Raw genomic sequence first — 22,071 nt, 5'->3', positions numbered from 1 at the left:
GCTGCTCGCGGTCGGCCTCTTAGCGAAATGTCAGCTCAGCACGCTCGGCAGTCAGCAGATCGGGCTGACCGCCCTGGTTTGACTCAGCCTGTCCGTCAATCAGTTGGCGTGGCCCGTTTCAGGGTGATGAGCTCCTCACGCAGTTGACGGTTTTCCCACCGCAGCGCGGCCAGTTCCTCGCGTTCACCACTACTCAGGTTGTCTTGCGGCACGCACTTCGGGCAGTTCGGGTTGTGGCAGGGGCCGGGCTTCCACAAAGGAACACAGATACCCATTGTGCGGTGCCGTGTGATCTTTTCGGTGACGGGTTTGTGGCAGGCGGGGCAGACCTTCCCGGCCTGGGGGGGCCTCACGTTCTCATGCTTACCCATGTTTCCAATGGTAGGACATTCGGCGAAATGAGGTAAATTTCAGAGGAGGCCGTTGTCCAGGGGGCGCCTCCGCCGATCCCGTGGTGCTGATGAAGGACATCGGGCCTGGCGAGCGCGGGAGATCGGTAAGTGCACGCAGCTAACTGTTCTTGGGCGGGTCACCGGTGTCCCGAGTTTCCTGCGTTGGAGATCGTTCACTTGTTGAGCCTGGAGCGATGCCGTTCCCGTCCCGTGAGACGGGAGCAGTGTCCTCTTGGGAGGCCGGGCGCGGGTGCCGGACGCTCAGGACTACGGACAGCGCCAGGATCGTGACGATAACCGCGAGACTGATCGGTGAGGGGATTTCCGGGATGCTGGTGCTGAACAGCTTGTGGGACGCCTGAAGAATCAATTTCACAGCGATGAAGGAAAGGATCAGTGCAAGGCCCTTGCTGAGGTAGTGGAACCGGTCCAGCAGCCCGGCGAGCAAAAAGTACAAGGCCCGCAGCCCTAGGATGGCGAACGCGTTGCTCGTGTAGACGATGAAGGCGCTGTCACTGACCGCGAGTACGGCGGGCACGCTGTCCACCGCGAAGACGAGGTCGGCCGCCTCGATCGCGGCGACGACCGCGAGCAGCGGGGTGGCGACCCGCTTGCCGGCTTCTCTGACGAAGAACTTCATCCCGGCGTACTCGTCCCGGACTGGCATGACCTTGCGCAACAGCCGCACAGCGATGCTCTTGCCCGGGTCGAAGCTCTCCTCTTCCCCCTTGAGGATCTTGTACGTGCTGTAGAAGAGAATGGCCGCGAAGATGAACAGCACAGCGGTGAACCGGCTGACGACGGCCACTCCGGCGGCCAGGAAGACGCCTCGAAACACCAGCGCGCCCATCACGCCCAAGAACAGCACGCGGTGCTGATAGGCACGTGGCACCTTGAAATAGGAGAAGATCAGCGCGAAGACGAACAAATTGTCGACCGACAAGCTTTTCTCCAGCAACCACGCGGTGGTGTACTCCACCCCCGGCGTCGTACCCAGAACCAGGAAAACGACCGCGCCGAAGACGAGAGCGAGACCGACCCACGCCCCGCTCCAGGCCGCAGCTTCCCTGAACCCGATGACATGCGCCCCACGATGTGCCAGCAGGTCCACAGCCAGCGCAACGACCACAGTGACAGCGAAAGCCGCCCACAGCCAGAACGGCACATCGAGCACGGAAGACTCCTCCCACCGGCGGGAACGAAAGCTTGCCTCTGTCGAAAGTCTTGCCCAGGAGTTCCGGCTTGTCGTCCGCACGGCGCGAGGACACCCCCGTCTCGGCCCGAAGGCGCATCGAACGAATTGAGACTCGCGCCGCTGGGAACGGGACCTCGCGCCGGGCACCGGCGGCCCCCAATCGTGCGACTTCCCCGTCGGCACCACCCTGGTGTGCGTCACGGACGGAGTGAAAGAGACCCGAACGGCCGAGACCTTCTACTACCCCTGCCGATGATTGAGGGCGGCCCCGGACGGCCCCGGTGGTGCAAGGCGGGTCAGGTCGGCGACAAGTTCGCTGAAGCGCGCCTCGCCCAGCGCCTCTTTCCATGGTGCGACGGCAGCTCGGGCCGCCTGGTCGGCGGCGCGGGTGGCGGCCCATCCGGCCTCGGTCAGCACCAAGAGCCGGGCGCGGGCATCGTGGGGGTGTGGATGCCGCACCACGTATCCCTTGCGGACCAGCTCCTCGACCAGCTGGGCGGCGGCCTGCTTGGTCACCCCCAGGTGCTCGGCCAGGTCGGCCGTAGTGGCGCCGCCCAGGGAGATGCGGGCAAAGGCGAAGCCGTGTGCTGGACGCAGGTCCTCGAATCCCTGCCGGGCCACGCGGGCGTGGATCTCCTGCACCAACTGTCCGGAGAGTGCCAGTACGAGTGCGGAGAAGGCCAGAGCGTCATCCATGGGATTGACTATAACTCGTCAACCTGCTTGTCTTCATGGACAAGTTTCTTGTCTATAAGGAGGCTGACATGCCCTTCATCCGCAGTGACGAGGCCGTCGCGCACGAGATCCACGGTGCCCGCTTCGTTTCCTACATCCGTCCGGGCACGGGCAGCCGGGATCTCGCCGCCTGGCGCGGCGAGATCCCGGCCGGAACGGTGGGTCCGGCCCACATGATCAGTCACGAGGAAACGTTCTACGTGCTGTCCGGTCGTCTCTGGCTCACCATCGGCGGCGAGAGCGCCGAACTCGGCGCCGACGACGCGGCGGTGGCTCCGGCAGGCTCCGAGCTGGCGGTTGCCAATACCACCGACCAGCCCGCGCACATGTGGGTCACTACACGTGCCGGGCTCAGCGCCGAGCTGGCCGACGGCAGCACCATCACGCCGCCCTGGACTCATTAGACCCACAGGGGCCGGTGGTCACGCTTCCCGGATCAGCGCCGCCCCGGTCACAACCGCACCGTCCACCTGCTGCCGCTGGGTGAGGGTACGTACCAGAGCGAATAGCGCAGACCCACGCTTCCGGCAAGAGCCGCCCGCTGGGCCAGAGCAAGGTCGTCAAACATGGCGTGGATGATGCCGCATCAGCCGACGCGGCAGGGCGCGGCCCGCCGTGATCCACTTCTCCCGATCGGCCCGCCTGTCATGCCCGTTGCCCTGGCCTGCCCGATAGTCCTGACCGCCGCCGAGCGTGAGCGGTTGAAGAAGATGGCCTACGGCCATAAGACCGAGCACCGGCTGCGGGTCCGCGCGCAGATCGTCCTGCACGCGGCACGGGGGCGCTCCAACGCGCGGATCGCCCGCGAGACGGGCCTGCACCTGGACACGGTCCGTGCCTGGCGGGGCCGGTTCGCCCATGGTGGGCTGCCGGCCCTGGCCGACCGCAAGCGCTCGGGGCGCCCCACCCGTTTCACTCCCGTGCAGGTCGCCGAGGCCAAGGCGCTGGCCTGTCAGTTACCCGCCGAGACCGGCGTGCCATTGTCGCGCTGGTCCTGCCCGGAGCTGACTGCCGAGCTGACCGCGCGCGGGATCACCGATGCCGTCTCCGCGTCCACGGTGCGCCGCTGGCTGCGCGAGGACGCACTCAAGCCCTGGCAGTACCAGTCCTGGATCTTCATCCGCGATCCGGACTTCCGTGCCAAGGCCCAGCAGATCCTGGACCTCTACGCCCGCGCGGTCGATGGTGTCGCGCTGGGCGAGGACGAGTATGTCCTGTCCAGCGACGAGAAGACTTCCGTCCAGGCCCGCTGCCGCTGCCATCCGACCCTGGCCCCGGGCGATGCGCGTCAACCACGAGTACAGCCGCGGCGGCGCGCTGGCCTACCTGGCCGCCTACGACGTCCACCGCGCGAAAGTCTTCGGCCGCTGCGAGCCGAAGACGGGGATCGTCCCCTTCATGAACCTGGTCACCCAGGTCATGACCACCGAGCCCTACGCGAGCGCCAAACGCGTCTTCTGGATCGTCGACAACGGCTCCTCCCACCGGGGGAAGAAGGCCATAGACCGTCTGACCACGGAGTTTCCGAACGCAGTCATGGTCCACACCCCCGTACACGCCTCCTGGACGAACCAGATCGAGATCTACTTCTCGATCGTCCAGCGCAAGGTCGTCCAACCTAACGACTTCACGGACCTGACTCAGGTCCGGGACCGGCTCCGAGCGTTCGAAGACCGCTACAACGCCACGGCACAGCCATTCCAGTGGAAGTTCACCACCTCCGACCTGGACGATCTACTGGCCCGGCTCGACCGACACACACCCGCCAACCGACAAGAAGAATCCTCCGTCGCCCTGGCAGCGTAATCAACCCCCGAAGGACTTACGAAGCCGACCACATCACCGCGGACACCGGCTGGCCACCCGGCGCCACAACAGCGGCGTTCTCCGCCGCGCTGCTCATCTCCGCTTTCGCCGGCATCCGCGTCGGCCGCATCATCGATCACCGAGGCCCGCGCACCGTCATGACCACAGGCTCCGTCCTCGGCGTCGTGAGCCTCCTCATCATCGCCGCCGCCCCGAACCTCCCGCTCCTCATCGCCGGTTGGCTGCTCGCCGGCCTCGCGATGGCAGCGACCTTCTACCAACCCGCCTTCGCCGCGCTCGCCGACCACGGAATGCATTTGGCACGCCTAAGCGCGCCGGCCTGGCGGTGGCGCGCTGGTGTTCGGTTCGACCAGGCACACGGACGGCGTGCACGGGTGGATGCGCTGGAAGGTGCGTAACGCCGGTGGCGAGGTGCTCGATCCACCACACGACACCGAGTTCGGGTCGGGCCTCGGGCATGCGCGTTCACGGTGAGAGGTACTGGTGAGCCTTCGGCACCTACCGTGGCCCTCCGCAGGACAACCGCGCAGCGGTGTGGGTGAGATACCGCTCTTGGCGAGCAGAGGACCCTGGTCGGTTGGGCCGGGGTCCTCTGCGGTGAGCGTGCGTCAGTGGCTGGTGAGTTCGCCGGTGAGCTTGCCGTGGAGGTCGGCACTGGGGTCGTTCAGACCGATGATCTCCACCGTCTTGCCGCGCTGGGTGTACTTGGTCTCGATGGCGTCCAGGGCGGCCACGGAGGAGGCGTCCCAGATGTGGGCGGCGGAGAGGTCGATGACGACCTTCTCCGGGTCGCCCGCGTAGTCGAACCGGCCGACGAGGTCGTTGGAGGAGGCGAAGAACAGCTCGCCGGTAACCCGGTAGACGACCCTGGCGTCGTCGGGGTCGGTGACGGCGGTGACATGGGCGAGGTGGGCGACGCGCTTGGCGAAGATGACCATGGCTGTGATGGAGCCGACGACAACGCCGACAGCGAGGTTGTCGGTGGCAACCACCACGATCACGGTGGTGGCCATGACGGCGATCTCACCGGCCGGCATCCGCTTGAGGGTCCTGGGTGCGATGGAGTGCCGGTCGAAGGTCGCGAACGACACCATGACCATGACGGCGACGAGGGCGGCCATGGGGATGTCGGAGACGACCGGGCCGATGGACTCGCGGGTCTTGGAAGAGTGGGAGTCGGTGATGTCGTCGACGAGCTTCGCGGTCATCAGCGATTCCATCAGGCCGACCAGCGCCATCGCGAACGCGTAGGGGGCAATCGCCGTCAGGGTGTCCAGGGTGAATGGCACGTCCGGCAGGCCCGGCACCGGCAACGAGGACGGCAAGTCGCCCTTGTCACCCACGGTCGGCACAGCGATGCCGGCCGCGACCGTGATCACGGTCAGGATGACGATCGAGACGAGTGGGGCCGGGACCACCCTGGTGACCTACGGGAAGAACACCATCAGTGCGAGGCCGGCGGTGATCAGCGGGTACACCGCCCAGGGCACGTCGTGGGTCTCGGGGACCTGGGCCATGAAGATCAGGATGGCCAGCGCGTTGACGAAGCCGACCATCACCGAGCGCGGGACGAACCGCATCAGCTTCGCCACCCCGAGCATGCCGAGCGCGATCTGGATGATCCCGGCGAGGATGACGGCGGCGATCAGGTAACCCAGGCCGTGCTCGTGGTTCAGGGGGGCAATCACGAGCGCGATGGCGCCGGTGGCGGCGGAGATCATCGCACGCCGTCCGCCGACGATCGAGATGACCACGGCCATGGTGAACGAGGCGAACAGGCCGACTGCCGGGTCGACCCCGGCGATGATCGAGAACGAGATCGCCTCGGGGATCAGGGCCAGGGCGACGACCATGCCGGCCAGGACCTCGGTGCGCCAGACCTTCGCCAACTCCGTCACCGTCGTCCACCGCCGCTCCGCCCTCCGCGCCTCGCAGGTCATGCAGAACCGCGCCTTCGCCGACGACAAGATCTCCTTCGCGTTCGACAGCGAGATCGCGGAGATCAAGGAGAAGGGTGGCATGCTCTCCGGCCTCGTCCTGCGGGACACCTTCACCGGCAAGACCCGCGACCTCGACGCGACGGGCCTGTTCATCGCGATCGGACACGACCCGCGCACCGAACTCTTCACCGGCCAGCTGGAGCTGGACCACGAGGGCTACCTCAAGGTCGACACCCCATCCACCCGCACCAACATCCCCGGGGTCTTCGCCGCAGGCGACGTCGTCGACCACACCTACCGCCAGGCCATCACCGCCGCCGGCACCGGCTGCGCCGCCGCCCTGGACGCCGAGCGCTACCTCGCCGCCCTCACCGACACCGAGAACGCCACGCGCGGCACGAACACCGCCGAGCCGGACAACACCCCGGCCGGCGTCTGACCGCCCGGCCTGAAAGCCCGTCTGTAAAAATCTGGGCCAAGGCCGTGTAGCAGTCCTGGTCGGCAAAGCGATTCATGGAAGCGCGGGTCCGGGGCCGGAGGTCGCCGTACGTCCAGTTTCCGCCCCTCGGGCGGCTGCTGCTATTGGCAGCCCGCGGTACATCCTCCGTCCGCTCTACAACGCGGGGCCCAGTGGATGAACGAGACCCCTCGCGGCTCACGCCGATCGACAAGGGGGAGGGCGATGGCCGCAGCCATCGGCGCGAGCTCCATGAGGAGCGCGGAGCACAGCGTCGAACGGGCCCCCTACGCGGTCAGTCACGTACTGTCGCCGCGTCCTTGAACCGCTTTGGCACCGCCCGTCAACGCTCTGCCCGCCCCGCGTCCAGCGCCGCCGCGACCTCCGTGATGCGGGCCGGGCCGACGCGGCAGCATCCGCCGAGGAGGCGGGCGCCCGCGGCCTGCCAGGTGTGGAGGCGGTCGGGCGGGAAGGGCGAGGGCTGGGTGGCCGGGGGGAGGGGCCCCTCCCCCCTCCCCTCCCCCGCCCCCGGCCCCTCTCCCGCCCAGCGTTTGGCTTTCGCGTCCCACTCCTCGCCGCTGTTCGGGTACACCACCACCGGTTTCCCGGTGATCGTGGCCGCGAGCGCCACCGCGCCGTCCGCGTCGGACGGATCGCAGCAGTTGACGCCCACCGCGATCACGCCGTCCTCGCCCGCCGCCAGTGCGAACGCCTCGGACAGCGGCTGGCCGGCGCGTGTGCGGTCCCCCGCGACGGTGTACGAGAGCCACACCGGCACTCCGCATCCCCCGGCCGCCCCGAGCAGCGCCTCGGCCTCGTCCGTGTCCGGCACCGTCTCCAGCGCGAGGACGTCCGGCCCGGCGGCGGCCAGCGTCTCGATCCTCGGACGGTGGAAACGCTCCAGCTCCCGCACCGACAGCCCGTACCGCCCCCGGTACTCACTCCCGTCGGCGAGTATCGCCCCGTACGGCCCGACCGAGGCGGCCACCCAGATCTCCCGTGCCGCCCCGGCCCCCGCCCGCCGGACCAGGCTGACGCTGTCGGCAAGCAGCTCGGAGGCCCGGTCCCGGCCGATGCCCCGGCGGGCGAAGCCCTCGTACGTCGCCTGGTAACTGGCGGTGATCAGCACCTGGGCGCCCGCCCGTACATACGCCGCGTGTGCCGCCTCGATCTGCTGCGGCCCGTCGGCGAGGAGCCGCGCCGACCACAGGTCGTCGGAGAGATCGCAGCCCTGCGCCCGCAGTTGGTCGGAGAGTCCGCCGTCGAGGACAAGGCTCCCCTCGCCGAGCGCGGCGGCGAGCGTACGGACGGGCTTCACGGATGCCTCCCTGCCCTCGACCGGCGGACGGCTCGGCTCAGCGCGGTGACTGCTCGACCGGGCCGGTGCCCAGCTGCGACTGCACCTGGGAGGAGAGCAGTTCCAGATGGTCGAGGTCGTCCAGGTCCAGCATCTGGCAGTAGAGGCGGGACGCGCCGGCGGCCGCGTACTGTCCGATCTTGTCGACGACCTCGGCGGGCGAGCCCGCGAGTCCGTTCGCCTTCAGCTCCTCCACCTCCCGTCCGATGGACGCGGCCCGGCGGGCAACTTCCGCGTCGGTCCTGCCCACGCAGGCGACCAGCGCGGTCGAATACACCAGGTCGTCGGCCTTCCGCCCGGCCTTGACCGCCGCCTCCCGCACACGGCCGAACTGCTTCTCACTGTCCTCGATCGAGGCGAACGGGATGTTGAACTCGTCCGCGTACTGCGCGGCGAGACGCGGGGTGCGTGTCGCGCCGTGTCCGCCGATCAGCACCGGGACCCTGGACTGGGCCGGCTTCGGCAGCGCGGGCGAGTCGGCCAGTTGGTAGTGCGTCCCGTCGTACGAGAACGTCTCGCCCGTCGGCGTGGCCCACAGCCCTGTGACGATGGCCAGTTGCTCCTCGAGGCGGGCGAACTTCTCCTTGGGGAAGGGGATCCCGTACGCCTTGTGCTCCTCCTCGAACCAGCCCGCGCCCAGGCCCAGTTCGACCCGGCCGCCGGACATCTGGTCGACCTGTGCGACCTGGATCGCGAGCACGCCCGGCAGTCGGAAGGTGCCCGCGGTCATCAAGGTCCCGAGCCGGATCCGCCTGGTCTCGCGCGCGAGACCGGCCAGCGTGATCCAGGCGTCGGTGGGGCCGGGAAGACCGTCGGCGGAACCCATCCGCAGATAGTGGTCGGAGCGGAAAAAGGCGTCGAAGCCGAGGTCTTCCGTCGCCTTGGCGACGGTCAGCAGCGTCTCGTAGCTCGCCCCTTGCTGGGGCTCGGTGAAGATTCGAAGATCCATGCATCCATCCTGCACCTTGCGGCGCCCGTCGGCCGCGCCTCCTCGCCGCGCCCTCGGCATTCCTCTGCCGCGTCTGTCGTCGAAGTCACGATCACCTTCACCCCCTCTCCTTCTCCGTCTCGCGCACCCGCTCGCGCACCTCCTCCTGCTCATTGAGCTTGCGCAGCATGCCGAGCACCCGGTCGTTCGACTCGTCCGCCGCGTCGATGGCCTCGATGCACTGCCAGTACAACCCCTCCTCGTCCGTCCCGCACGCCACCGAGACCAGCGCGATCCCCACCTCTCCGAGCAGCACGCCGAGCCCGGCCAGTGCGCTCCGCGCGTCTGTCACCACCGAGAGCCGTGCCGCCCGTATCCCCCCGGCGCGCAGGGAGGGATGATCGGGTGAGGTGCCGCCCCGCGCGCCCGTCTCAGCGAGGTCCCTTGCCTCCGTCCTCAGCTCCTGCGGTCCGTGCAGGGCCAGTTGGTCCCCTATCGCCTGGGCGAGAGCCTGTGCCTGCCAGGCCTCCGCCACGACGTCCAGCGCCGCACCGCTCCGGGCCAAGGCAACCCGGCCGGCCCCGATCAGCCTCTCCGCGTCCATTCGCCATCCCCGTCTCCGTATGTCCGTCTCTGTCCGTCCGTCCCCGTCTTTCGAACACCCTGCCCACTTACTTCATTACCCAGAGTGAGGTGTCGGCAACAGGAAGACCAGAGGAATTCGGAAATCTGTGGACAGGAAGCCGGTTGTGAACAACTCGGCCACTCCGCAGAGTGACGAATCAGTCGGACGTGGACGGTGAGGGAGAGGTGGGGGCGGAGGACGAAGGGGAAGAAGGCGGGAAGCGCAGCTCGTTGCGGTCGATCTTCTCGGAGAGCGCGGTGAGCGCGTCGACCCCCAACACGTCGCAGAACTGGAGCAGATACGCCAGCACGTCCGCGACCTCGTCCCGCACGCGGTGCGCCGTCCCGGGGTCGTCCATCACCCGTGCCGACTGCTCGGGCGTCAACCACTGGAAGATCTCCAGCAGTTCGGACGCCTCGACGCTCAGCGCCGCGGCCAGGTTCTTCGGAGTGTGGTAAGGCTCCCACTCCCGTGCCGCCGCGAACTCCACCAGCCTGCGCTGCAATCCCTGTACATCCGGTTCCGTCACGGATCCAGGTGTATCAGGTGCGTCCGGCGCCCCCGGTCAATCAGGGCCACCAGGTCTCCCCTCAGGGCTGCTGGACCGCCGCCGCGATCCCTTCCACCTCGGTGCCGATCGGCGCGAGCAGGAAGACGTTCCGCTCGACCCGGTGCATACCGCTGCCGAGCCCGAATACGACCCCGCTGCTGAAGTCCAGGATGCGTTTGGCCACGTCGGTCTCGGCACCGGTCAGGTCGAGGAGCACCGGGATCTGCGCGATCAGATGCTCCGCGACATCCCGCGCGTCGGCGAAGACCCGCACCCGCAGCACGACGAATCGCCGCTGTTCCTCGGCGTACTCCTCGGGGATCGTCCGGTGGTCGACGCGCGAGGGCCACTCGTTGCGCCCGCGCAGCGGAACGACCTGGGCCAGGCCCTCCCACTGCTCGTCGGTGGCGTCGTACCTGTCGTGACCGCCGTACCTGCTCACCGGATCACCCCTCTCGCATGCTGTGTCTGCATGCGGCCATCCTCCCGCGCCTCACCCGTTCGGCCCAACAGCGACACGGGGCGCGGGCGGACCAGTCCGGAACAAGCCGAACGACCCGCTCCCGTCAGGTGGCGATGTAGGCCGCGAGGTGTTCGCCGGTGAGGGTGGAGCCGTCCGCGACGAGGTCCGCGGGAGTGCCCTCGAAGACGACGCGACCGCCGTCGTGTCCGGCGCCGGGGCCGAGGTCGATGATCCAGTCGGCGTGTGCCATGACCGCCTGGTGGTGCTCGATGACGATGACGGACTTGCCGGAGTCGACGAGCCGGTCGAGCAGGCCGAGCAGCTGCTCGACGTCGGCGAGGTGCAGGCCGCTGGTGGGCTCGTCGAGTACGTACACACCGCCCTTCTCGCCCATGTGCGTGGCCAGTTTGAGCCGCTGGCGCTCGCCGCCGGACAGGGTGGTGAGCGGCTGGCCGATGGTGAGGTAGCCGAGCCCGACGTCGGCGAGCCGGTCGAGGATCCGGTGCGCGGCGGGTGTGGCCGCCTCGCCGGCGCCGAAGAACTCCTCGGCCTGTGCCACCGACATGGCGAGCACCTCGCTGATGTCCCGGCCGCCGAGGTGGTGGTCCAGCACCGATGCCTGGAACCGCTTGCCCTCGCACTCCTCGCAGACGGTCGCGACACCGGCCATCATCGCGAGGTCGGTGTAGATGACGCCGGCGCCGTTGCAATTGGGGCACGCGCCCTCGGAGTTGGGGCTGAACAGCGCCGGTTTCACACCGTTGGCCTTCGCGAAGGCCTTGCGGATCGGGTCGAGGAGTCCGGTGTACGTCGCCGGGTTGCTGCGCCGCGAGCCGCGGATCGCGCCCTGGCCGATCGCCACCACGTCCGCGCCCACGTCCCCCGCGCCCTTGCGCAGCGACCCGTGCACGAGCGAGCTCTTGCCGGAGCCGGCGACTCCGGTGACGACGGTGAGCACCCCGAGCGGGATGTCCACGTCGACGTCGCGCAGGTTGTGCGTGGTCGCGCCGCGGATCTTCAGCGCCCCGGTGGGCCTGCGCACCGACTCCTTGAGGACGGCCCGGTCGCCGAAGTGCCGGCCGGTGAGGGTGCCGCCGGCCCGCAGCCCGTCGACGGTGCCCTCGAAGCAGACGGTGCCGCCCTGCGAACCGGCGCCGGGACCGAGGTCCACGACGTGGTCGGCGATCGCGATCGTCTCCGGCTTGTGCTCCACGACGAGCACCGTGTTGCCCTTGTCCCGCAGCCTGAGCAGCAGGTTGTTCATCCGCTGGATGTCGTGCGGGTGGAGGCCGACGGTGGGTTCGTCGAAGACGTACGTGACATCGGTGAGCGAGGAGCCGAGGTGCCGGATCATCTTGACGCGCTGCGCCTCACCGCCCGACAGCGTGCCCGCGGCGCGGTCGAGGCCGAGATAGCCGAGTCCGATCTCCACGAAGGAGTCGAGGGTCCCGGCCAGCGAGTCGAGCAGCGGCCCGACCGACGGTTCGTCCAGCTCGCGCACCCACTCGGCGAGGTCGCTGATCTGTATCGCACAGGCGTCGGCGATGGAGATCCCCTTGATCTTCGAGGATCTGGCCTCTTCGCTGAGCCGGGTGCCGTCGCACTCGGGGCAGGTGGTGAAGGTGACCGCCCGGTCAACGAACTCGCGGATGTGTGGCTGCATCGCCTCCCTGTCCTTGGAGAGGAACGACTTCTGGATCTTGGGGATGAGTCCCTCGAAGGTGAGGTTCACTCCCTCGACCTTGACCTTGGTCGGCTCCCGGTAGAGAAAGTCCTGCATCTCCTTCTTCGTGAACCTGGCGATCGGCTTGTACGGGTCGAGGAGGCCCGACTCGGCGTAGACGCGCACGGTGAAGAAGCTGTCCGACTTCCAACCCGGAATGGTGAACGCGCCCTCGGCGAGCGACTTGGAGTCGTCGTAGAGCTGGCTGAGGTCGATGTCGGAGACGGATCCCCGGCCCTCGCAGCGGGTGCACATGCCGCCGGTGCGGCTGAAGGTCGCCTTCACGGTCTTGCGGGCGCCGCGCTCGACCGTGATCGCGCCGCTCGCCCGCACGGAGGCGACGTTGAAGGCGAACGCGCCGGGCGAGCCGATGTGCGGCTGCCCGAGCCGGCTGAAGAGGATGCGCAGCATCGCGTTGGCGTCGGTGGCGGTGCCGACCGTGGAGCGGGGGTCGGCGCCCATCCGCTGCTGGTCGACGATGATCGCGGTCGTCAGTCCTTCGAGTACGTCGACCTCGGGTCTGGCCAGTGTCGGCATGAAGCCCTGGACGAAGGCGCTGTACGTCTCGTTGATCAGCCGCTGGGACTCGGCGGCGACGGTGCCGAAAACGAGGGAGCTCTTGCCCGAGCCGGAGACACCGGTGAACACCGTGAGCTGGCGTTTGGGGATCTCGACGCTGACGTCCTTGAGGTTGTTCACGCGCGCGCCGTGCACGCGGATCAGATCGTGGCTGCCGGCCGCGCCCCGCACGGACGCGCGCGTGTCCGTCCTCGTGCTCTTACGCATCGTGACTCCATGTGTCAGTAGGGGCCGCCTCCGCGGCCTCCATGGACGTCACGCTAATGCGGCGCGGTGACCGGCGCTTCTTCATATCTGATCGGTTTCAGATCCGCACCCGGTACGCGCCTGACCTGGGCGGCGGGCCGGGGCGGCTCAGCCCGGCCGCCGCCTGGATTTCGGCGGTGGCCGCCGCCGTGCGCCCGGCCCTCCCGGTGGCCCGGATCGGTCCGGCGGGAGCACGAGCGGTCCGGGCGCACGGCTCGTACGCGCGGCCTCGTCGATCGACTCGCGCCACGTGACGGGGGGCCGTCCACGAGGTCGCGAACATGCCCGGCGCCGCGTCCGTGAACTCGGGCGATGAGTTTCGGCCGGGCCGCGAGTCGGTACTGGTGAGCGTCGTACGGCGTCGTACGGCACCAGACACCACGGAGGACTCCATGACCACCACATCCGGCAACGCGAGCAGCGACCTCCCCGGAAAGCCGCCGGTCGTCGACCGGGCCACCTGGCAGGCGGCGCGCGACGAGCTGCTGATCCGCGAGAAGGCCCACACCCACGAGGGCGACGCGATCGCCGCGGCCCGCCGCCGGCTGCCGATGGTCGAGTTCGACGGGACGGTCGAGGTCGTCGGACCCGACGGCCCGGTCCCGTTCATCGACCTGTTCCAGGGCCGCGACGAGCTGCTGGTCTACAAGCACATGTGGCACGACGGCGCGCCGCACCAGGGGCAGTGCGAGGGCTGCACCGTCACGGCCTGGCAGGTGAAGGACGCCGTCTACCTCAACGCCCGCGGCGTCTCCTACGCCGTGCTGACCACGGGCGCGTGGGACGAGGTCGCCCCCTTCGTCGAGTTCATGGGCTACACCCAGCCCTGGTACTCGGTACGCGGTGTGGACGAGCCGGTCGGCGGCGCCATGGGTTACCTCACCTCCTTCTTGCGCGACGGCGAGCGCGTGTTCCTCACCTACTCCACGACGGGCCGCGGCAACGAGCCGGCCAGCGGATCCTTCGCCCTGCTCGACATGACGCCCTACGGCCGGGGAGAGGCGTGGGAGGACAACCCCGAGGGGCGGCCCGAGGGACAGGACCCGTGCTGGTACTGGCGCTCGGACGCGGACGGGAACGCCACCTGGGGCCCGACCGGCCGCCCCGTTCCGCAGTGGACCCGTCCCGGCGCGACCCCCGAGCAGACCCTCGGCCGACAGGGCCACCACTGACGCGCCCGCGCCGAAGGCGTCGGCCCGCTCAGACCTCCTCCCGCGAGGCCGGCACGTAGGCCCACACGGTCTTCCCCGGACCCGACCGTCCGCTGATGCCCCATTGCACGGCGATGGCGTCCACGAGCCCGCGGCCCCGCTCCTCGTCGGGAGCGGCACCGCGGGGCGCTCGCGCCGGCATCGCGCTGTGGGTGTCGCTCACCTCGATCCGTACGAGGCCCTTGGCCGTGTTGTACGCGAGCCGCAGCCCGAAGTCCCGCCCGGGGACCCGGCCGTGCAGGACGGCGTTCGCCGCCAGTTCGGCGACGACGAGGGCCGCCGCGTCGGACGGCTCGGAGCCGTAGGGGATGCCCCACGCGTCGAGCTGCTGTGTGGCGAGTCTCCGCGCGAGCCGCGCGCCTCGCCTGGTGGCGGAGAACCGCTGAGTGAACACACGTACGGTGACGGCCTCTTGGGCCTGCGGGGATGGCATGCGCCCAGCGTCCGGGCCGTATTGCGGGCTTCACCAGGGCCTACTCCGGTACACCTGCCCGCTGTACTGGCTCACCCTCTGGGCTGGGGGAGTAACTACCAGTGATGCTGGACCAGTTGTGCAGGGTACGCATCGAGCGGAGCAGTTCCGCGTGACGATGCGGAACATGACCGCGGACATCGACCGGCGGATCCTGCACACGTGAGCAGAGCCCCGGCCAACCGGCCGGGGTCCGGTCCGCGAGGTCCGGTCCGCGAGATACGTGTGCACGGAATCGAAATTCGGCGCTACTCTCGCCGCCATGTCCGCACCTGCCCGCTTCCTCTGTCTCGCGTGCTTCGCGAACTCGGTGTGGTGCGTCGACGACAACCTCTGTTGTTCCTGAGTCGAGCCCCCGCGCCCCGCCGCCGCCGACCACCCGACTTCGGAGAACAGTCGTGACCACCACCGCTCCCCCGCGCCGGACCAGCCCCGCCGCGCTGCTCGTCCCCTCCCCGACCTCCTCACCCGCCCCCGAGGCCGCACCCGCGCCTCCGGTACGCCGGGTACCGCTCGCGATATCCGGGCTGCTGGCCGTCGCGCTCACCGCGTACGTGTGGTCCACGCACGGCGCCAAGCCAGGCTCGCTCCTGCTGCTCGGGCTCGGTCTGGGTCTGGCGCTGTTTCACTCACGGTTCGGATTCACCTCCGCCTGGCGGCAGCTGGTCGCCGTCGGCAACGGGCAGGGGCTGCGCGCCCACGCCCTGCTCCTCGGCACCACCGCCACCCTCTTCGCGCTGATCATCGGCAGCGGCACCGGGCTGTTCGGGTCCGTGCCCGCGCCGTCGGCGGGGCCGCTCGGCGTCGGGCTGCTCGTCGGGGCGTTCGTCTTCGCCGTCGGTATGCAGCTCGGCGGCGCGTGCGCGTCGGGCACGCTGTTCGCCGTGGGCTCGGGGCAGTCGTCCATCGTGCTCACGCTCGGCGGCTTCATCGTCGGATCGACCGTCGCCGCCTGGCAGTTCGACCTCTGGAAGGACCTGCCCGCGCTCGACCCGGTCCTCCTGTCCGACCATGTCGGCTGGTTCGGTTCCTGGGCCGTCACCATCGCCGTACTGGGCCTCATCGTGCTGGTGAGCCGCCGCGTACAGGCGCGCCGTACGCCGCCGCCGATCAGCACCCCGCCGAGCGCCGAGGGCGCGGCGCGCGTGCTGCGCGGCTCGTGGCCGCTGGCCGTCGGCGCACTGGCGCTGGCCGTGCTGGGCGCCGGCGTACTGCTGGTGTCCGGCGGCCCCTGGGGTGTCACCAGCGCGTTCAGCCTGTGGGGTTCGCGAGTGGTCGACGCGCTGGGCGGCAACCCCGCCGGCTGGTCGTTCTGGCAGCAGCCGGGCAACGCCGAGATGTTCGCGGGGCCCGTGCTGAGGGACAAGAACAGCCTGACCGACATCGGCATCATGATCGGCGCCGCGGTCGCCGCCTCGCTCGGCGGGACGTGGGCGCTGCACCGGGGCATCCCCGGCCGCACGGCCGTGGCGGCGGTGCTCGGCGGCGTACTCATGGGGATCGGCGCGCGGCTGGCGGGCGGCTGCAACATCGGCGCGTACCTCGCGGGCATCGCGTCGGGCAGTCTGCACGGCTGGATCTGGGGCGCGACCGCCCTGCTCGGGACCTGGGCGGGGCTCCGGCTGCGCCCGCTGTTCGCACTGGGCAACCCCGAGCCGGGGGACGGGATCTGCTGAGCGTGGCCGACCGTGCGCCGTAGGCTGACGCGGTGGTCATCGAACAGGACGTGGAGCTGAGTGACGGGCGCACGCTGCGGGCGTACGACAGCGGTGGCGGTACGGAGGCTTCGGGCGCGGGGGGCGGGCCGACCGTCGTCTGGCACCACGGCTCGCCGCAGACCGGCGTCCCGCTGGAGCCGCTGCTCACGGCGGCGGCGGCGCGCGGGATCCGGCTGGTGTCGTACGGCCGCCCCAGCTACGGAGGGTCGAGCCCGCTGCCCGGCAGGAACGTGGCATCGGCCGCCGCCGACGTGGAGCGGGTGGCGGACGCCCTCGGCGTCGGGTCGTTCGCCACGATGGGGGCGTCAGGGGGTGGGCCGCACGCGCTGGCGTGCGCCGCGCTGCTGCCGGACCGGGTGACGGGTGTCGTCTGCCTGGCGGGCCTCGCGCCGTACACGCGGGACTTCGACTGGTACGAGGGGATGGTGGCGCCCGGCGGTCTGCGGTCCGCCGCCGACGGGCGCGAGGCGCGCGAACTGTACGCGGCGACCGATGAGTTCGACCCCGCGAGCTTCACCTCCGCCGACTTCGCCGCGCTGGCGGGCGCGTGGTCGTCGCTGGGCGACGACGCGGTGAAGGCGGGGCAGGCCGGGCCCGACGGGCTGATCGACGACGACGTCGCCTTCGCCACCGCGTGGGGCTTCGACCTGGCGGAGGTGGCCGCGCCCGTACTGCTCGTGCAGGGCGGCCACGACCGCGTCGTGCCGCCCTCGCACGCCACGTCGTTGCTCGCGGGTCTCCCGCGGGCGGAGCTGTGGGTACGGCCCGATGACGGGCACGTCTCGGTCCTCGACACGTGCCCGTCGGCGATGGACTGGCTGCTGGCGCGACGGTAGACGCTCGCAGCCTATATGCGCTTGAGGTTATATAACCGAATGGGTATGGTGGGGTCATGCCCATACCGTTCGACGCGCTCGCGGAGCCGAGCAGACGCAGGATCCTCGATCTGCTCCTGGAGCGTCCGCATCTGGTCGGTGAGCTGACCGACCGGCTCGGCCTCAGCCAGCCAGGCACCTCAAAGCATCTGCGGGTGCTGAGGGACGCAGGGCTGGTACGGGTCCGGCAGGACGCCCAGCGCCGCTGGTACGAACTGACCCCGGAGCCGCTCGCCGAGCTCGACGCCTGGCTCGGGCACTACCGGCATCTGTGGACCGGAAGGCTCGACGCGCTCGAACGGCATCTCGACGCGATGGAGGACGATTCCTCATGACTGCGCACCCCGACGACAGCCGTTCCGACGACCACGGCTTCTCGCCCTCCCTGTCGGCCGAGAGCGGCGGGCGGACCGCTCTGCGCATGGAGCGCCGGCTCGCGCATCCGCCGCAGCGGGTCTGGGAGGCGATCACGCAGCCCGCGCACCTGGCGAAGTGGTTCCCCTCCGAGGTGAGCGTGGATCTGCGGCCGGGTGGCGGGATCGGCTTCCACTTCCCCGGCGAGCCGGGCCCCGGCCCGGCCATGACCGGGCGGGTCACCGACGTCGACGAACCGCGCCTGTTCGCCTTCACCTGGGGCGAGGACCATCTGCGCTGGGAAATCACACCGGACGGGGACGGCTCACGGCTCAGCCTCGTCCACACCTTCGGCGACCGGTTCGGGGCGGCGAGCTTCGCGTCCGGCTGGCAGGTCTGCGTCACCGCACTGGGACGACTGCTGGCGGACCGGCCCGTGGACGTGGACCAGGACACGAGCGGCAGGCTGCACGAGGCGTATCTGGCCCGCTTCCATGAGCTGACGCGGGGGCGTGTCGAGGAGACGGAGGACGGCGGGCGGCGGGTCCGGTTCGAGCGCCAGCTCGTACGGCCCGCGGAGGTTGTCTGGGCGCAACTGACCGGTGGCACGGAGCCGTTGACCGGTTCGCCAGTGCCGTCGGGCTTCATGGCCGGCAAGATCCCGGCGGGGCCGGTCACGGACGTACGCAAGCCGGAGGTCCTGGCGTACGCCTGGCACCCAGAGGGTGAGGTCCGCTGGGAGCTGCGCGCCGGGACGGGGCACGGGCCCCGGCTGGTCCTCACCCAGACGGGCCCGCTCGACTTCGACGCGGAGGCAGCGGAGGCGGCGTGGCGGGCGCGGGTCGGGGACCTGGCGGCGGGGCTGCTGGACATCTAGGACGAGGGGGTGGACCGGGTCCGCCCGGTGGCCGCTTCGCCCTCGATCGCCGGGCGGGCTCGTGGAGCCGTCAGGCGGTTGAGGACGGCCGGAGGCCGGGCGGGCCGCTCCATGCGGCCCGCCCGGCCTTCCGGGTCACGCGACAGCCGTGCCGATCAGTACGGGCCGTTCACGTTGTCGATCGAGCCATAGCGGTCGGCCGCGTAGTTGCACGCCGCCGTGATGTTCGCGACCGGGTCGTACGGGTCGGTCGAGGTGCCGGCCACGTGGTACGCCTCGAAGGTCGGGGCGATGACCTGGAGCAGGCCCTTCGACGGCGTGCCGGCCGCCGCGTTCGAGTCCCAGTTGTTGATGGCCTGCGGGTTGCCGCCGGACTCGCGCATGATGTTGCGGTGGATCCCGTCGTACGAACCGGGGATGCCGTTCTGCGCCATGACGTCCAGCGCCTCGCGGATCCAGCCGTCGAGGTCGTTGGTGTACGACTTCGCGGCGGTCTCGACGGCTTCGGTGGTCTCGCCCGACGCCTTCTCGGTCGACGCGGTCGGGGCCGCGGCCTTCGGCTTGCCCGAGAGCTTCAGCTTCAGGCCGGGGTGTATCACTGACGGGTTCTCGCCGACGGTGGCGCGGTTGGTCTTGTACAGCGCCTTCCAGCCGCCGCTCACGGAACGGGCGTCCGCGATCTTGGCCAACGATTCGCCCTTCGCGACGGTGTGGGTGACCTTCGCGGCGGCCGTGGCGGCCGTCGGGGCCTTGACGGGCTGCTGCGGGGCGGGGGCGGCGCCCGCCGTGGTGGCGGTCACCAGGGGCAGCGCGAGTGCGGCGCCGCCCGTCCCGAGGGCGATGAGGCGGCGGGCGAGCGGACTGGTGCGGGAACGGCGGTGCTTACCCTGTGCGGGCATGACGAAATCCTCTCCGTCGCCTGCGAGGTGAGCTGTCGGGTTCGGGCGGGAGATGCCCGGCCGCGCTGTTGGCGCGGCTTCACCCCGAGCCGGTCCGGCATTGCCGGATCGGCGACTTACCTGGGTCCCCCGCTCCTGCCGTACGTGAATGGGTGGGTGCGGTTTCCGGACAGCGGCAGGATTCGGCGTTCCGCCCGGAATGACGAGAACGTAAGCGAGAACGTCCGGGCGAAACAAGTCCTGAATTCACCACGCCCCGCCATTCGCTGATCCAATGGCGAACAATGCGAATTCCCACCCGGCGGTACGGGCCTCAACTTTCCTTTCCCGCAAGGGAGGTGGGAGCGGGCACGGGAGAAACCGTCCGCCGAATCTGTGACACACATCACGGGGCATTGATGCAACCGGCCGACGACAACACCGCCCAGAAAGGTACAAGTCATCCCCTGGATACACATAACACCCACCCCGCAAAGCGGACAAATTGCAATCTTCCACCTTTTGCGAGCAGTGTCCTGAACGCACGAAAATCGCCTTCCGTACGGCTCGCCTCACAGAGCCGTACGGAAGGCGCGGAGCGGGGCTGTCGCCCTGCCGTCAGTGGCGTGTCATCCGGCCGCCCGCCCCGTGCCGGGGCCGCCCGTGATCACGAAGCTCGATCCCGGCTCGACCAGTACGTCTCCCTCGGCCGAGTTGGTGATGGTCACGTCCGTCAGGGTCGCGTTGCCGCGGGCACCGCCCATCGCGAGGATGCCGGAACCGTTGTTGGACTTGTCGATCGACACGTTGCTGATCTCGACGTCCGGTACGTTGCCGCCACCGTTCTTGAACTGAATGCCGTCATACGTGGAGTCGGAGATCTCGGTGTCCCTGATCTTCACCCCGGTGATGTCGCGGCTCGCCGGGAAAATGGTGATCGCACCGAACTCCTGGTCCTCGTTCCAGAAAGCGCCGCCCGTGCGGTGCAACGCGTTTCCGATGAGCAGCGTCTCACCCGAGAAAGGCAGCGGGTCGTGGTCCGTCGCCAGCATGATTCCGGGGTAGTTGGCCGTATCGGCGATCAGGTTGTTCTGCACCTTGTTGCCGTAACCGCCGTATATCGCGACGCCGTTGGCCCGCCAGGGCAGCTGAATGGTGTTGTTGGTGAACGAGTTGTCGTGCGCGATGTCCACCGCCGGGTCCTTGACGTATCGATTGGCCCAGACGGCGAGCGAATCGTCACCCGTGGTGCGGAAGGATGAATTGTCCACCTGCGAATTGCGCGTGCCGTTACTGAAGTTGATGCCGTCGGCGTAGGTGTTGCGGATCCGCATGCCGCTGAACTCCAGCCCGTCGGCGGGGCCCCAGAGCGACGGGATGTTGTCGTAGTCCCGGCCGACCCAGACACCCACGTTGGCGTGCTCGATCCAGACGTTTGCGATCTTGGTGTTCTGTCCGAACCGGCCGTTGAGACCCACCCCGCCCTCGGTGCCTCCACCGCCGCGGACCCGGCCGGAGCCGAAGATCGCGATGTCGGAGATCTGGGTGTTGTCGTCGATGTCGAAGCCGAAGTTGCCCTCGTGCGGGTGGTTGATCCCGCCCGCGTTCTGCGGCTCGGTGAGCGTGTAGAGCTGTGAGTGCCACATGCCCGCGCCGCGGATCGAGACGTCGCTGATCCCGATCTGGTTGTACTGACCCTGGTTGTCCGGGTCGTCGGTCAGGATCTTCTGCTCCTGACGCCACTGGCCCTGCGGGATCCAGACGCAGTCGATGTCGCCGCTCTGGTCCGCGGTGACCGCGTCCTGGATGGCCTTGGTGTCGTCGTTCCCGTCGTCGGGGACGGCACCGTACTCGGTGACGGAGGTGCACTCGGCCGGCTTGCTCGCCGGGGGCGCCACCTGCTCCAGGTCGATCAGGTCGACGATGTAGAAGGACGCGTCGTCGTCCGCGTCGCGCTGGAGCTTGAACTTCGTGCCCGCCGGATAGCTGTTCTCCAGCAGCGCGTGCGACTCGTCGAAGAGTCTGCGGGCGTCCGTCTGGGGCGTGTTGGTCAGCGACTCGGGGTCGTCGGTGTTGCCGTACAGCCAGCTGTGCTTGGACGACAGGTCCAGTTTCTGCACGAACGCGCCGTCGGCGTAGAGGCTGACGGTGGCGTCGATACCGCCACCGCCGGGCGCGTCGGGGACGGAGTTGCGCACGACGATCGAGTTGGCCTCGTTCGTCGAGGTGAACTCGACGAACTCACCGGTGCTGTCCAGCCGTACCGATTTGCGGCCCGACGACTCGCTGGCGAAGTTGGTGTGCCCGAAGGTGCGCTTCGGGTCCGCCTCCAGCAACGTGCCGTCATAGTCGGCGGCTTCGGCCTCGTACTCGACGTACGGGAGGGCGGCCCCGCGGTCGGCCGCGGTCGGCCGCGCCGACGTGTCACCGGCTCTCGCGGGCGGGCGGGCCGGCCGCCGACGCGGACGAGGCGGGCCGGAGACCGACGACGAGCAGTCCGGTCATGGATATGCCGGAGATCAGGCGCCGTCGGAGGTGCTTCGACTTCATGGTGTCCTCTGTTTCCGTGGGGTCGACAGAGTGAGAGATGCCGGTCCGTGGTGGGGGGAACGGCAGGACCACGATCAAACGGGACAGATCGACTGCCCCGATCTTGCAAGAGAACCGCA

General features: G+C 69.4%; 20 protein-coding genes, 5 pseudogenes and 1 riboswitch. Of the genes and pseudogenes, 10 read left to right on the top strand and 15 right to left on the bottom strand.

The features are described 5' to 3' along the window. Positions 1–95 precede the first annotated feature (95 nt). From SSPS47_RS26690 to SSPS47_RS26680, 3 genes are all read right to left on the bottom strand, one after another. Entirely contained in the window at positions 96–371 is a 276-nt protein-coding gene (locus SSPS47_RS26690; RefSeq protein ID WP_164247435.1) for a hypothetical protein, read from the bottom strand. Between the two features lie 139 nt (positions 372–510). Next, a complete protein-coding gene (locus tag SSPS47_RS26685; RefSeq protein ID WP_164253174.1) occupies positions 511–1,566 on the bottom strand; it encodes a TerC family protein in 1,056 nt (351 codons plus the stop codon). Between the two features lie 261 nt (positions 1,567–1,827). Then, the gene (locus tag SSPS47_RS26680) at positions 1,828–2,283 is read right to left on the bottom strand and encodes a MarR family winged helix-turn-helix transcriptional regulator (RefSeq protein WP_164253173.1); all 456 of its coding nucleotides are present in this window, start codon (positions 2,281–2,283) and stop codon (positions 1,828–1,830) included. Between the two features lie 68 nt (positions 2,284–2,351). On the opposite strand from SSPS47_RS26680, the gene SSPS47_RS26675 reads away from it, so the two are divergent. Continuing rightward, on the top strand, positions 2,352–2,726 hold the full coding sequence (locus SSPS47_RS26675; RefSeq protein WP_164253172.1) for a cupin domain-containing protein: 375 nt from the start codon (positions 2,352–2,354) through the stop codon (positions 2,724–2,726). Positions 2,727–2,882: 156 nt separating this feature from the next. On the opposite strand, the gene SSPS47_RS26670 is transcribed toward SSPS47_RS26675, so the two are convergent. Continuing rightward, a complete protein-coding gene (locus SSPS47_RS26670) occupies positions 2,883–3,092 on the bottom strand; it encodes a hypothetical protein (RefSeq protein ID WP_164247433.1) in 210 nt (69 codons plus the stop codon). Here SSPS47_RS26670 and SSPS47_RS35605 point away from each other — a divergent pair. Continuing rightward, positions 3,033–3,335 (top strand): annotated as a pseudogene (locus SSPS47_RS35605) (helix-turn-helix domain-containing protein); the annotation flags it as partial. The gene SSPS47_RS26670 and the pseudogene SSPS47_RS35605 sit on opposite strands and share 60 nt — an antisense overlap. Here SSPS47_RS35605 and SSPS47_RS35600 read toward each other — a convergent pair. Further along, the gene (locus tag SSPS47_RS35600; protein WP_239065059.1) at positions 3,275–3,442 is read right to left on the bottom strand and encodes a hypothetical protein; all 168 of its coding nucleotides are present in this window, start codon (positions 3,440–3,442) and stop codon (positions 3,275–3,277) included. The pseudogene SSPS47_RS35605 and the gene SSPS47_RS35600 overlap by 61 nt on opposite strands. A gap of 161 nt (positions 3,443–3,603) precedes the next feature. On the opposite strand from SSPS47_RS35600, the gene SSPS47_RS35595 reads away from it, so the two are divergent. Together SSPS47_RS35595 and SSPS47_RS26660 are read left to right on the top strand one after the other, a co-directional pair. Then, positions 3,604–4,128 carry a transposase gene (locus tag SSPS47_RS35595; RefSeq protein ID WP_239065058.1) on the top strand — a complete coding sequence of 175 codons (525 nt, stop codon included), beginning with the start codon at positions 3,604–3,606 and terminating at the stop codon, positions 4,126–4,128. Between the two features lie 32 nt (positions 4,129–4,160). Further along, positions 4,161–4,424 (top strand): annotated as a pseudogene (locus SSPS47_RS26660) (MFS transporter); the annotation flags it as partial. A gap of 333 nt (positions 4,425–4,757) precedes the next feature. On the opposite strand, the pseudogene SSPS47_RS26655 reads toward SSPS47_RS26660, so the two are convergent. Then, positions 4,758–6,089 (bottom strand): annotated as a pseudogene (locus SSPS47_RS26655) (SulP family inorganic anion transporter). Between SSPS47_RS26655 and SSPS47_RS26650 the strand changes: the two are divergent. Continuing rightward, a pseudogene (locus SSPS47_RS26650) lies at positions 6,031–6,528 on the top strand (FAD-dependent oxidoreductase); the annotation flags it as partial. The pseudogenes SSPS47_RS26655 and SSPS47_RS26650 overlap by 59 nt on opposite strands. Before the next feature lie 361 nt (positions 6,529–6,889). Here SSPS47_RS26650 and mmuM read toward each other — a convergent pair. The 6 genes from mmuM to SSPS47_RS26620 all read right to left on the bottom strand — a co-directional run bounded on the left by mmuM (position 6,890) and on the right by SSPS47_RS26620 (position 12,978). Next, a complete protein-coding gene (gene mmuM / locus SSPS47_RS26645) occupies positions 6,890–7,864 on the bottom strand; it encodes a homocysteine S-methyltransferase (protein ID WP_164253171.1) in 975 nt (324 codons plus the stop codon). A 37-nt stretch (positions 7,865–7,901) separates the two neighbouring features. Further along, positions 7,902–8,852: an LLM class F420-dependent oxidoreductase gene (locus tag SSPS47_RS26640; protein ID WP_164253170.1), complete on the bottom strand. Its 951-nt coding sequence runs from the start codon at positions 8,850–8,852 to the stop codon at positions 7,902–7,904. Positions 8,853–8,949: 97 nt separating this feature from the next. Further along, positions 8,950–9,435, bottom strand: coding sequence for a DUF6099 family protein (locus tag SSPS47_RS26635; RefSeq protein ID WP_147875199.1), 486 nt, complete (start codon positions 9,433–9,435; stop codon positions 8,950–8,952). A gap of 178 nt (positions 9,436–9,613) precedes the next feature. Further along, a complete protein-coding gene (locus tag SSPS47_RS26630) occupies positions 9,614–9,985 on the bottom strand; it encodes a nucleotide pyrophosphohydrolase (protein WP_164253169.1) in 372 nt (123 codons plus the stop codon). 61 nt (positions 9,986–10,046) lie between these two features. Further along, positions 10,047–10,448, bottom strand: a complete 402-nt coding sequence (locus SSPS47_RS26625; protein WP_164253168.1) for a cell division protein SepF — start codon at positions 10,446–10,448, stop codon at positions 10,047–10,049. 124 nt (positions 10,449–10,572) lie between these two features. Beyond that, the gene (locus SSPS47_RS26620) at positions 10,573–12,978 is read right to left on the bottom strand and encodes an excinuclease ABC subunit UvrA (RefSeq protein ID WP_164253167.1); all 2,406 of its coding nucleotides are present in this window, start codon (positions 12,976–12,978) and stop codon (positions 10,573–10,575) included. Between the two features lie 431 nt (positions 12,979–13,409). Between SSPS47_RS26620 and SSPS47_RS26615 the strand changes: the two genes are divergently transcribed. Continuing rightward, entirely contained in the window at positions 13,410–14,189 is a 780-nt protein-coding gene (locus SSPS47_RS26615) for a DUF899 domain-containing protein (RefSeq protein WP_164253166.1), read from the top strand. Positions 14,190–14,217: 28 nt separating this feature from the next. Here the strand turns inward: SSPS47_RS26615 and SSPS47_RS26610 are convergent, their stop codons facing one another. Beyond that, positions 14,218–14,661 (bottom strand): ATP-binding protein, encoded by a 444-nt coding sequence (locus SSPS47_RS26610; RefSeq protein ID WP_203557932.1) that lies wholly within the window; start codon positions 14,659–14,661, stop codon positions 14,218–14,220. A 437-nt stretch (positions 14,662–15,098) separates the two neighbouring features. Here SSPS47_RS26610 and SSPS47_RS26605 point away from each other — a divergent pair, with 437 nt between their 5' ends. Genes SSPS47_RS26605 through SSPS47_RS26590 form a run of 4 tightly spaced genes read left to right on the top strand, consistent with a single transcriptional unit; the run spans position 15,099 to position 18,524 of the window. Continuing rightward, positions 15,099–16,376, top strand: coding sequence for a YeeE/YedE family protein (locus SSPS47_RS26605; protein ID WP_164253165.1), 1,278 nt, complete (start codon positions 15,099–15,101; stop codon positions 16,374–16,376). A gap of 32 nt (positions 16,377–16,408) precedes the next feature. Continuing rightward, positions 16,409–17,254, top strand: a complete 846-nt coding sequence (locus tag SSPS47_RS26600; RefSeq protein ID WP_164253164.1) for an alpha/beta hydrolase — start codon at positions 16,409–16,411, stop codon at positions 17,252–17,254. Positions 17,255–17,310: 56 nt separating this feature from the next. After that, complete coding sequence (locus SSPS47_RS26595) at positions 17,311–17,628, top strand: metalloregulator ArsR/SmtB family transcription factor (RefSeq protein ID WP_164253163.1); 318 nt, start codon at positions 17,311–17,313, stop codon at positions 17,626–17,628. Then, positions 17,625–18,524, top strand: a complete 900-nt coding sequence (locus SSPS47_RS26590; RefSeq protein ID WP_164253162.1) for an SRPBCC family protein — start codon at positions 17,625–17,627, stop codon at positions 18,522–18,524. Before SSPS47_RS26595 ends, SSPS47_RS26590 begins: the two co-directional genes overlap by 4 nt. Positions 18,525–18,679: 155 nt before the next feature. On the opposite strand, the gene SSPS47_RS26585 is transcribed toward SSPS47_RS26590, so the two are convergent. Then, positions 18,680–19,423: a LysM peptidoglycan-binding domain-containing protein gene (locus SSPS47_RS26585; protein ID WP_164253161.1), complete on the bottom strand. Its 744-nt coding sequence runs from the start codon at positions 19,421–19,423 to the stop codon at positions 18,680–18,682. A 4-nt stretch (positions 19,424–19,427) separates the two neighbouring features. After that, a riboswitch (cyclic di-AMP (ydaO/yuaA leader) is annotated at positions 19,428–19,588 on the bottom strand. 443 nt (positions 19,589–20,031) lie between these two features. After that, positions 20,032–21,952: pseudogene (locus SSPS47_RS26580) on the bottom strand (glycosyl hydrolase family 28-related protein). Positions 21,953–22,071 lie beyond the last annotated feature (119 nt).

This window comes from Streptomyces sp. S4.7, from assembly GCF_010384365.1.
In the GTDB taxonomy this organism is placed as follows: domain Bacteria; phylum Actinomycetota; class Actinomycetes; order Streptomycetales; family Streptomycetaceae; genus Streptomyces.
The sequence above is the reverse complement of the archived record's forward strand: the minus strand, read 5'-3'. Positions and strand labels throughout refer to the sequence as shown.